An 8,621-nucleotide genomic window follows, 5' to 3' on the forward strand; every position below is an offset into this window, starting at 1 on the left:
AGCCATGCTCGGCAGGAGCTGCGTCACCCGCGTAGCCGATTTTGATGAAACCGCAGGCTGATGGGTGACCGGCTGGGGCAGTGGCTTCTAGGCGGATGCCGTTCCCACGCGCGCTGTGCTGGCTGTGCCATCGAACATGGGCGGGGGCCAACCTGTAACAGGCGGAGGGGATTGCAGGTAGCGCCCCTGCCGAGCATGGCTCGGCACTACCTGGTGGTCCTTTGGGGGGCGGCTGGCCGATATGGTCTGCCGCTCACCCGGGCGGGCGCTGTGCTGACGCTTCAACCGAGCATGGTCCGGGCTGCGGTGAGCGGGGGAGAGGATTGCGGGTAACGCCCCTGCCGAGCATGGCTCGGCACTACCTGACAGGGCGGCAGGGTGCGGTGCGTATGGGGGGGCTTTATCTGGCCTTCCTGGCGGCAAAGCGCGCGCGCATGCCCGGGATGCTGACCAAGGCGACGATCAGCAATGCCAGCACTATCCCGGTCCAGGCAAACAGCGCAGTCTCGCGGTGGGTCCAGGCGCTCATCACCCCATGGCTGAACCAGAACAGGGCCAACACGCCGGCCCAGAAGCGGGCCGCGCTGCGTTGTGCCAACACCCCGATCAGCAGCGCCAGCGGTGGGGCAACAAACACCAGCAGTACTGCCGTCAGATGACGGTCGTGGCGGAACCACCAGGCGTACAACCCGGCCAGCAGTGCCAGGGCGATGGCCAGCACGACATCGCGGCCGCGCCCCGTCATGACGCCAGGCGCCTGGCCACGTCGGCAACGCGCCGCCCCAGTGCACGTGCCAAGTGGGCTTCGTCGTCGCTGGGTTGGGGGTCGTCCTGGGCACCGGCGACATGGCTGGCACCGTAGGGTGTGCCGCCACTGGTTGTATGGCTCAAGGCTGGCTCGGTGAAAGGAATGCCAACAATCAGGCAGCCGTGATGCAGCAGTGGCAGGTGCATGGACAGCAGGGTGGACTCCTGGCCGCCATGCATCGACGCGGTGGACGTGAACACCGCCGCAGGCTTGCCGGCCAGCGTGCCGTTGACCCACTCAGCGCCCAGCCCATCAAGGAAGTGCTTGACCGGTGCGGCCATGTTGCCGAAGCGGGTGGGGCTGCCCAGTACGATGCCATCGCACTCGGCCAGATCGGCGACTTCCACGTAGGGAGCGCCGTCTTCGGGCACCGGCGGTGCGCTGGTCTGGGTGACCGCCGCCACCGGCGGGACCGTGCGCAGGCGGGCGCTCATGCCCGGCACCTCGCCAATACCACGGGCGATCTGTCGTGCCAGCCGGGCCACCGAGCCGCCGCGGCTGTAGTAGAGCACCAGAATTTCCGCCATCGCACCTTTCACTCATCCACCAGAAGCGGCCAGTATCAACGATGCGGGCCACGCTTTGCATCGGGTACCCTTGGCCCATGGAGCCATTGGATTCGGTCAATCTCTGGATGGAGCGCCTGCGCGACCGGGCGCGGGTGACCACGTTCGCGCATTTTCTGTGGAAGCGGTTCATCGACGACCGCCTGTTCCAGGCGGCCGGTTCCCTGGCCTACACCACGGTGTTCGCGCTGGTGCCGCTGGCCATCGTGGTGTTTGGCGTGTTGTCCGCCTTCCCCATGTTCGACCGTTGGAGCGAGGCACTCAGCGATTATGTGTTTTCCAATTTCGTGCCCTCGGCGGCACGCGCGGCCGAGGGTTATCTCAAGCAGTTTTCGGCCAGTGCGGGGCAGCTGACGGCCGCTGGCTTCATTGCCCTTGTGGCGTCCCTGCTGATCACCCTCAATAGTGTCGAGCAGACCTTCAACCGCATCTGGCGGGTGGCCTCGGCACGGCCCAAGTTGACCCGTTTCCTGGTCTACTGGACGGTGCTGACCCTGGGCGCGATGCTCGCTGCCGCTTCGTTGGCGGTCTCGGCAAAAGTGCTGTCCCTGCCCTTGTTCGGCACTACGGAGGGGCGCTGGTTGGCTGAGATCGGGTTGCGGCTGACGCCGGTACTGATCGAGTTCGTCTGCGTCATGCTTATTTTCCGGGTGGTGCCGCATCACGTGGTGAAGTGGCGTCACGCCGTGCCGGGTGCATTGCTGTCGGTAGTGTTGCTGGAGCTGGTGAAGTGGGGCATGGGCCTTTACCTGGGCAGTTTCCAGTCCTACCAGAAGCTGTATGGCACGGTCGCTTTCGTGCCGATCCTGCTGTTGTGGATCTACCTGAGCTGGGTGGCGGTGTTGCTGGGTGCCTCGCTGGCGTCCTCGATCGCTGCATTCCGTTACCAGCCGTTGGCCTTGCGGCTGCCGCAGGGGTGCGAACTGTATGGCCTGTTACGGCTGATTGGCCGCTTCCGCGAAGCGCGGGTGTCGGGGCAGAGTCTGGACGAGGAGCGCATCCTGCAGCTGGAACCCATGCTGACCGATTCGCTGCTGCAGCAACTGCTGGAAATAATGGAGCAGATCAACCTGCTGCGGCGCGACGAGCAAGGGGGCTGGCTGTTGTCGCGTGATCTGGACAGCGTCAGCCTGGATGAGTTGTATGTCAGTTCGCAGCTGCGTATCCCCGTGGCCGAGCAGTACCTGCCGCTGCGCGATGACAGCCTGGGGCAGGCCGCGTGCCGGGCCCTGGATCAACTGCGCATGCCGCTGCGCGAACTGCTCAAGCGCCGTGTCGAAGATATCTACGCATCAACTGGAGAGACCTGATGACTTCCAAGCTGTTCCCGCTGGCATTGCTGGCCCTGGCCCTGGCCGCGTGCAAAGCCCAGGCGCCAGCCCCGGCGGCTGCCCCCACCGAGCCGCCGGCCGCAACTGCGCCGCCAGGGGAGGGTGCGCAGGCTGTCGTGCAACAGACCGCCGAGCAGCCGCAGCTGCAGCTCCCCACGGTGGATGGCAAGACCTATTCGCTTGCCGACCATCGTGGGCAGTGGGTGGTGGTGAACTTCTGGGCAACCTGGTGTGCGCCTTGCCTGCAGGAGATGCCCGAGTTGTCGGCCCTGCATGTGATGCGCGGCAATGTCGAAGTGGTTGGCCTGGCGTATGAAGACATCGAGGTGGCCGACATGCAGGCCTTCCTGAAGGAGCATCCGGTTGCCTATCCGATCGCCATCCTCGATACCTACAACCCGCCCAAGGACTTTGCCACCCCGCGTGGCCTGCCGATGACCTACCTGATTGCGCCGGACGGCAAGGTGGCCAAGCAGTTCCTGGGGCCGGTGAATGCGCAGGAGATAGAACAGGCGATCGTGGCTGCAGGTGGCAAGGCGGCGTGACCCGAGCGGGGGACGCGCCGGTTTCCTCGTTCGTCCCCTCCGGTCCGCACTGTCAGGCCAAGGAGGGAGGGGCAGGAAGTCTGGCCCCCCTTGTTGACAGTCAGCTTCGCGACTTGCGCCGCTCCTGCAGGTGCGGCGGGGTAGCCTGAGCCCCTGTTCCATACCGTAGGAGGAGGGGCTGGCTGGGGGGCTTGGGGCCGTTGGGTTGAACGCTGGATTTCCCGCTTACGCTGCTCCGGCCGTATTGGCCTTCGCTGCTTCTTCATCCACCGCGAACGACGGGATGGGCTTCACCACCCCGAACTTCTCTTTCTTCGGCTTGCCCGGCAGGGGCGGCAGTTCGATCAGCGCATCGTCGATGTGGGTATCTGGCAGCCGATCCAGCAGGTCGCGGATCAGGCTCAGGCGGCCCAGTTTCTGGTCGTTGAAGTCCACCAGTGTCCACGGCGCATGGTTGCTGTGGGTGGCCTCAAGCATGGCTTCGCGGGCCTTGCCATAGTCGGCGTAGGCCTGGCGCGATTTCAGGTCCACCGGTGACAGCTTCCAGCCCTTGAGTGGATCGTCGCGGCGCTCGGCAAAGCGCTTTTCCTGCTGGTCCTGGTCCACGCACAGCCAGTACTTGAACAGCAGGATGCCATCGTCCACCAGCAGTTTTTCGAATACCGGCGCCTGTTTCAGGAATGCCTTGTACTGCGCGTCGCTGCAGTACCCCATCACTTTTTCCACCCCGGCACGGTTGTACCAGCTGCGGTCCATCAGCACGATCTCACCGGCGGCTGGCAGGTGCGCGACGTGGCGCTGGAAATACCATTGGCTGTCTTCGCGCTCGTTGGGTTTGGGCAGGGCGACCACCCGGCATTGACGTGGGTTCAGGTGCTTGGCGATGTCCTGGATCACGCCCCCCTTGCCGGCGGTGTCACGGCCCTCGAACAGCGCCAGCACCCGCTGGCCGGTGTGCTGGGCCCAGCGTGCCATGTTGGCCAGTTCCAGCTGCATCGGTTCCAGCAGCTGTTCGTACTCCTTGCGTTTGAGCTTGCCCATGGTCACTCCCGGTAGGAATGCCGAGGGTAACGCAGGCGTGTGTCAGCCAGCGTCTATACCCCGCCAGCCGTGCCGGCCTGCCAATTGCTGGGCCATCGCACTGAAATCGGCGGCAAAACCCTGCATGTCGAACAGGTCGCGGTCATTGCGGGCCTGTCGCAGGCGTGTACGCAGCGCCTGCAGGTCGCCCGGATCATTGCCCAGGGCAATGGCGCGGGCGACGAAGCTGGCATCGTCGGCCATGTTCATCTCGTCCAGGCCCAGGTGGTGGTTGAGGCTGCCGGCCACGCGTGCGGCGAAGGTCTGGCCCGGGGTTGTCAGTACCGGACAGCCTGCCCACAGTGCGTCGGATGCCGTTGTGTGGGCGTTGTAGGGGTGGGTATCCAGGAACAGGTCGGCAAGTTGATAGCGGGCGAGGTACTGGGGATGGGGCAGCTTGGCCATGAACACCAGCCGCTGCGGATCCACCTGTTGTTGTCTTGCGACCTCCCGCAGGCGCTGGTCGGCCTGGCCCGGCCCGGACAGCAGCCACAGCACGCTGCCCGGCACGCCCCGCAGCACCTGCAGCAGTCGGTGCATGCTGCGTGGGTTGAGCTTGTAGCTGTTGTTGAAACAGCAGAACACCACGCCCTGTTCGGGTAGGCCGCAGGCGCTGCGCGTAGGCGGTGCCTCCAGCTGGCGCGTGTTGTCGGACGGCTGGAAGGCGCGTGGCAGGCGCAGCACCTGCTCGCTGAAGGCAGGCTCCAGCGCCGGTGGCAGCACGAAGGCGTCGGCCAGCACGTGATCGATCCACGGCGCACCCGAGGTGCCAGGATAGGCCAGCCAGTTGAGCTGCAGCGGGGCCGGGCGCATGGCCAGCACCTCCGGTGTACCGCCGCCGCCCCAGCCGCGCAGGTCGAACAGCAGGTCGATGCCGGTTTCGCGGATGTGTTGTGCGATGCGTGCATGGGCTTGCCCGCTGACATCGTGCAGCGCACTGGCGGCGGCATGCAGGCGTGCGCGGAGGGCGCTGCCATCGTCGCCATTCAGGGCAAACAGATGCACCTGCAGCTGCGGGTGCGCACGCAACTGCTCGAACAGGGCCACGGTGAGCAAGCCGGTGGGGTGGGCGCCAAAGCCGTTGGAGAGGAAGCCAATGCGCAGCGGGCCGTGGTGGCGCACGCGGGCCGGTGGCAGTCGGGGGACGGAATGGACGACGACGTTGGCCCGTTGGCGTGCACAGGCCAACTGTTCGCCGGCGCTGGCCTCCTCGCTGAGAAAGGCGAATGGTTCCACTGCCGGATTGCCCTGCGCCACCGCGTGGCGCACCTGTTGCGACAAGGCATCGAGGTCGCGCCAGTCGCATAGCCGGCGTTGCCAGTTCAGGCGCTGTGCGGCCATATAGGCCTCGCCCGGTGCCAGCGCATGGGCGCGGCGATAGGCATCGGCGGCGGCTTCGGGTTGATGCGCGTCTTCCAGTACATGTGCCAGCCACACCGCCATGCCGGGATGCTGCGGGGCCAATTGGCAGGCGCGTTGCAGCAGGTTGGCGGCGGCATCATGGCGGCCCTGCATCCAGCGCGCACGGCCCAGCCGGGCCAGCGCTTCGGGATGTTCGGGTCGCAGTTGCAAGGCGCGTAGTGCGGCGGCCTCGCCCGCGCCGATGTCGCCCATGCCGAGTTCCGCGTCGGCCAGCATCACCCAGGCGATGAAGTCAGCGGGTTGCCGGGTGACGGCATGGCGGAGCTGGTCGCGTTCGTTGGTCATGATCTGGCTTTGCTTTGTTGCTCTGCTCCCTCACTTGCGCGTAGCGCAGGGGAGGGTTGGGGAGGGGGCTTTTGATTTTGCTCTGCGTTGCAGGCAATGGCCAAATCCACCGGCGACAGCCAGCTCCGGAGGCAAGGCCAAAGCTACCCCTCACCAGCCCTTCCCGATGCTGCGCACAAGGGAGGGAGCAACGCCTGCGCTGTGTGCAGGATCGAGAGCCGAGCCTCAGGTCCCTTCTGCCAGGCGTGCCAGTTCGTCCACCTGGTGCTCGTGCTGCAGGCGTGCGATCAGATCATCGAGCGCGCCTTCGATGATGTTGGGCAGGTCGTACAGGGTCAGGCCCTCGACGCGGTGGTCGGTGATGCGGCCCTGCGGGAAGTTGTAGGTGCGGATGCGCTGGCTGCGGTCGCCGCTGCCTACCTGCAGGCGGCGCGATTCGGCCTGGGCGGCGGCCTGCTTGCTGCGTTCGGCATCCAGCAGCTGCGCTTTCAGGCGCTTCATCGCCTTGTCGCGGTTGGCGTGCTGGCTGCGCTCGGTCTGGCACTCCACCACCACGCCGCTGGGCACGTGGGTGATGCGGATCGCCGATTCGGTCTTGTTGACGTGCTGGCCGCCAGCACCGGAGGAGCGAAAGGTATCCACCTTCAGGTCGGCCGGGTTGATGGCGATGTCCTCGACATCATCGGCCTCGGGAATGATTGCCACGGTTGCGGCCGAGGTGTGGATGCGGCCCTGTGATTCGGTGGCCGGCACGCGTTGCACGCGGTGCGTACCGGACTCGAACTTGAGCCGCGAATACGCGCCACGGCCCACCACGCGCGCTACCACTTCCTTGTAGCCGCCGTGCTCACCGGGGCTGTCGGATTCGATCTCCACCTTCCAGCCCTGGCGCTCGGCATAGCGGGCGTACATGCGGAACAGGTCGCCGGCAAAGATGGCCGCTTCATCGCCGCCGGTACCGGCGCGCACTTCCAGAAACAGGTTGCCTTCGTCGCGCGGATCGCGCGGCACCAGCAGCAGGGCCAGTTCTTCATCCAGTGCCTGCAGGCGCTGCTGGGCGGCGCTGATTTCTTCTTCGGCCAGTTCGCGCAGCTCGGGATCGGCGCGCATGGCTTCGGCCGAGGCAACGTCGGCCTTGGCGCGGGCCTCTTCGGCCAGCGCCGTGGCGATAGGTTCCAGTTGTGCGAACTCGCGGGAGAAATTGCGGAAGCGCTCGTTGTCGGCGACCACGTCCGGGTCGGAAAGCAGGCGTTCCAGTTCTTCACGGCGCTCGGCCAGTGCCAGCAGCTTACGGCGCAGGGTCGGCGTCATCGGTCCTCGCAACAGGGTGGTGGTACCCGGGAACAGCCGGGAACAGGCGCTCGGCGGCGCGGGTGATGGCAGTATCGCCTTCCAGCGCGGCCTGGCGAAGGGCGGCGGTGGGCGGGTGCAGCAGGCGATTGGTCAGGCCATGCGCCAATTGTTCCAGCACTTCGTCGGCGGGTTTGCCATGGGCCAACTGCTGGCGTGCCTTGGCCAGCAGTTCGGCGCGGGTGGCCTCGCCAAAGGCGCGCAGCTGGCGCATCGGTGCCTGCAGTTGGCTGGCACGCAGGTTTTCCTGGTAGCGGGTGACCTGCAGGTTGATGATGGCCTCGGCCTCGGCTGCGGCCTCGCGGCGGCTGCGGCGGTTTTCTTCCACCGCCCGTTCCATGTCGTCCACGGTATACAGGTAGGCGTCGCCGAGCTTGCCGACCGCAGCGTCGATGTCACGCGGAACTGCCAGGTCGAACAGCAGCATGGGTTTGTGCCTGCGGTTGCGCAGGGCATCGGCGACATGCCTTTGCTGGATCACCGGCTCGCGTGCGGCGGTGGCCGAGAACACCACGTCGGCCTCGCCCAGGTGGCGCTCCAGTTCCGCCAGTGGCAGCGCGACACCGCCATGGCGGCTGGCCAGGTCCTGGGCGTGGGCAAGGGTGCGGTTGGCGATCAACAGGCGTTTCACCCTGGCATCGCTCAGGTGCTTGGCTACCAGCTCGATGGTTTCGCCAGCGCCGACCAGCAGCACGGTGGAGTCTTCCAGTCGTGCAAACGAATCCTGCGCCACGCGTACCGCAGTAGAGGCCACCGACACCGGGTTGGCGCCCACGCGGGTGTCGGTGCGCGCACGCTTGGCCACTGAGAACGTCTGCTGGAACAGGCGGTCCAACTGCTGGCCGATGGCGCCGCGGTCGTGGGCCAGGGCCCAGGCATCCTTCACCTGGCCCAGGATCTGCGGTTCGCCCAGCACCATCGAGTCCAGGCCGGTGGCGACACGGAACAGGTGGCGTACGGCGTCGTCGTCGGCATGCTGGTACAGGTAGCCATCCAGCTTGCCGGCGTGATCTTCCAGCCAGCGGGTCAGGGCGCTGCCATCCTCGGCCACCGCGTACAACTCGGTGCGGTTGCAGGTGGACAACAACACGGCTTCGGCCAGCTGCGGCGACTGCCGCAACGATTCCATCGCGCGCGGCAGGGCGTCGCCGCCGAAGGCAGCGCGCTCGCGCAGTTCCACTGGCGCGGTCTGGTGGTTGAGTCCAAGCACCCAAAGGGTCATCTGTTCAGTTGC

8 protein-coding genes are annotated in these 8,621 nt (G+C 66.3%); 2 read left to right on the plus strand and 6 right to left on the minus strand.

The genetic code is table 11. The features are described 5' to 3' along the window. Positions 1-400: 400 nt before the first annotated feature. On the minus strand, positions 401-745 hold the full coding sequence (locus B2527_RS02170; RefSeq protein ID WP_293705909.1) for a DUF2069 domain-containing protein: 345 nt from the start codon (positions 743-745) through the stop codon (positions 401-403). Further along, positions 742-1,335 (minus strand): NAD(P)H:quinone oxidoreductase, encoded by a 594-nt coding sequence (wrbA, locus tag B2527_RS02175; RefSeq protein ID WP_293705910.1) that lies wholly within the window; start codon positions 1,333-1,335, stop codon positions 742-744. The genes B2527_RS02170 and wrbA overlap by 4 nt, the downstream gene beginning before the upstream one ends. A 77-nt stretch (positions 1,336-1,412) precedes the next feature. On the opposite strand from wrbA, the gene B2527_RS02180 reads away from it, so the two are divergent. After that, positions 1,413-2,684, plus strand: a complete 1,272-nt coding sequence (locus tag B2527_RS02180; RefSeq protein ID WP_293705911.1) for a YihY family inner membrane protein — start codon at positions 1,413-1,415, stop codon at positions 2,682-2,684. Beyond that, entirely contained in the window at positions 2,684-3,250 is a 567-nt protein-coding gene (locus B2527_RS02185) for a TlpA family protein disulfide reductase (RefSeq protein WP_414716966.1), read from the plus strand. The genes B2527_RS02180 and B2527_RS02185 overlap by 1 nt, the downstream gene beginning before the upstream one ends. A gap of 225 nt (positions 3,251-3,475) precedes the next feature. Here B2527_RS02185 and ppk2 read toward each other — a convergent pair whose 3' ends face one another. The 4 genes from ppk2 to hemA all read right to left on the minus strand — a co-directional run bounded on the left by ppk2 (position 3,476) and on the right by hemA (position 8,609). Beyond that, positions 3,476-4,291 (minus strand): polyphosphate kinase 2, encoded by an 816-nt coding sequence (gene ppk2, locus B2527_RS02190; protein ID WP_293705912.1) that lies wholly within the window; start codon positions 4,289-4,291, stop codon positions 3,476-3,478. Positions 4,292-4,333: 42 nt separating this feature from the next. Then, a complete protein-coding gene (locus B2527_RS02195) occupies positions 4,334-6,037 on the minus strand; it encodes a tetratricopeptide repeat protein (RefSeq protein WP_293705913.1) in 1,704 nt (567 codons plus the stop codon). Positions 6,038-6,262: 225 nt separating this feature from the next. After that, positions 6,263-7,348, minus strand: coding sequence for a peptide chain release factor 1 (gene prfA / locus B2527_RS02200; protein ID WP_293705914.1), 1,086 nt, complete (start codon positions 7,346-7,348; stop codon positions 6,263-6,265). Beyond that, positions 7,326-8,609: a glutamyl-tRNA reductase gene (gene hemA, locus B2527_RS02205; protein WP_293705915.1), complete on the minus strand. Its 1,284-nt coding sequence runs from the start codon at positions 8,607-8,609 to the stop codon at positions 7,326-7,328. Before hemA ends, prfA begins: the two co-directional genes overlap by 23 nt. Between the last annotated feature and the right edge of the window lie 12 nt (positions 8,610-8,621).

The sequence above is a fragment of the Stenotrophomonas sp. UBA7606 genome (assembly GCF_002477705.1).
Lineage (GTDB): Bacteria > Pseudomonadota > Gammaproteobacteria > Xanthomonadales > Xanthomonadaceae > Stenotrophomonas.

What these genes read in the sequence shown, in the direction of transcription:
- B2527_RS02170 (WP_293705909.1), bottom strand. Translation starts at nt 745, where the DNA reads ATGACGGGGCGCGGCCGCGATGTCGTGCTGGCCATCGCCCTGGCACTG.
- wrbA (WP_293705910.1), bottom strand. Translation starts at nt 1,335, where the DNA reads ATGGCGGAAATTCTGGTGCTCTACTACAGCCGCGGCGGCTCGGTGGCC.
- B2527_RS02180 (WP_293705911.1), top strand. Translation starts at nt 1,413, where the DNA reads ATGGAGCCATTGGATTCGGTCAATCTCTGGATGGAGCGCCTGCGCGAC.
- B2527_RS02185 (WP_414716966.1), top strand. Translation starts at nt 2,684, where the DNA reads ATGACTTCCAAGCTGTTCCCGCTGGCATTGCTGGCCCTGGCCCTGGCC.
- ppk2 (WP_293705912.1), bottom strand. Translation starts at nt 4,291, where the DNA reads ATGGGCAAGCTCAAACGCAAGGAGTACGAACAGCTGCTGGAACCGATG.
- B2527_RS02195 (WP_293705913.1), bottom strand. Translation starts at nt 6,037, where the DNA reads ATGACCAACGAACGCGACCAGCTCCGCCATGCCGTCACCCGGCAACCC.
- prfA (WP_293705914.1), bottom strand. Translation starts at nt 7,348, where the DNA reads ATGACGCCGACCCTGCGCCGTAAGCTGCTGGCACTGGCCGAGCGCCGT.
- hemA (WP_293705915.1), bottom strand. Translation starts at nt 8,609, where the DNA reads ATGACCCTTTGGGTGCTTGGACTCAACCACCAGACCGCGCCAGTGGAA.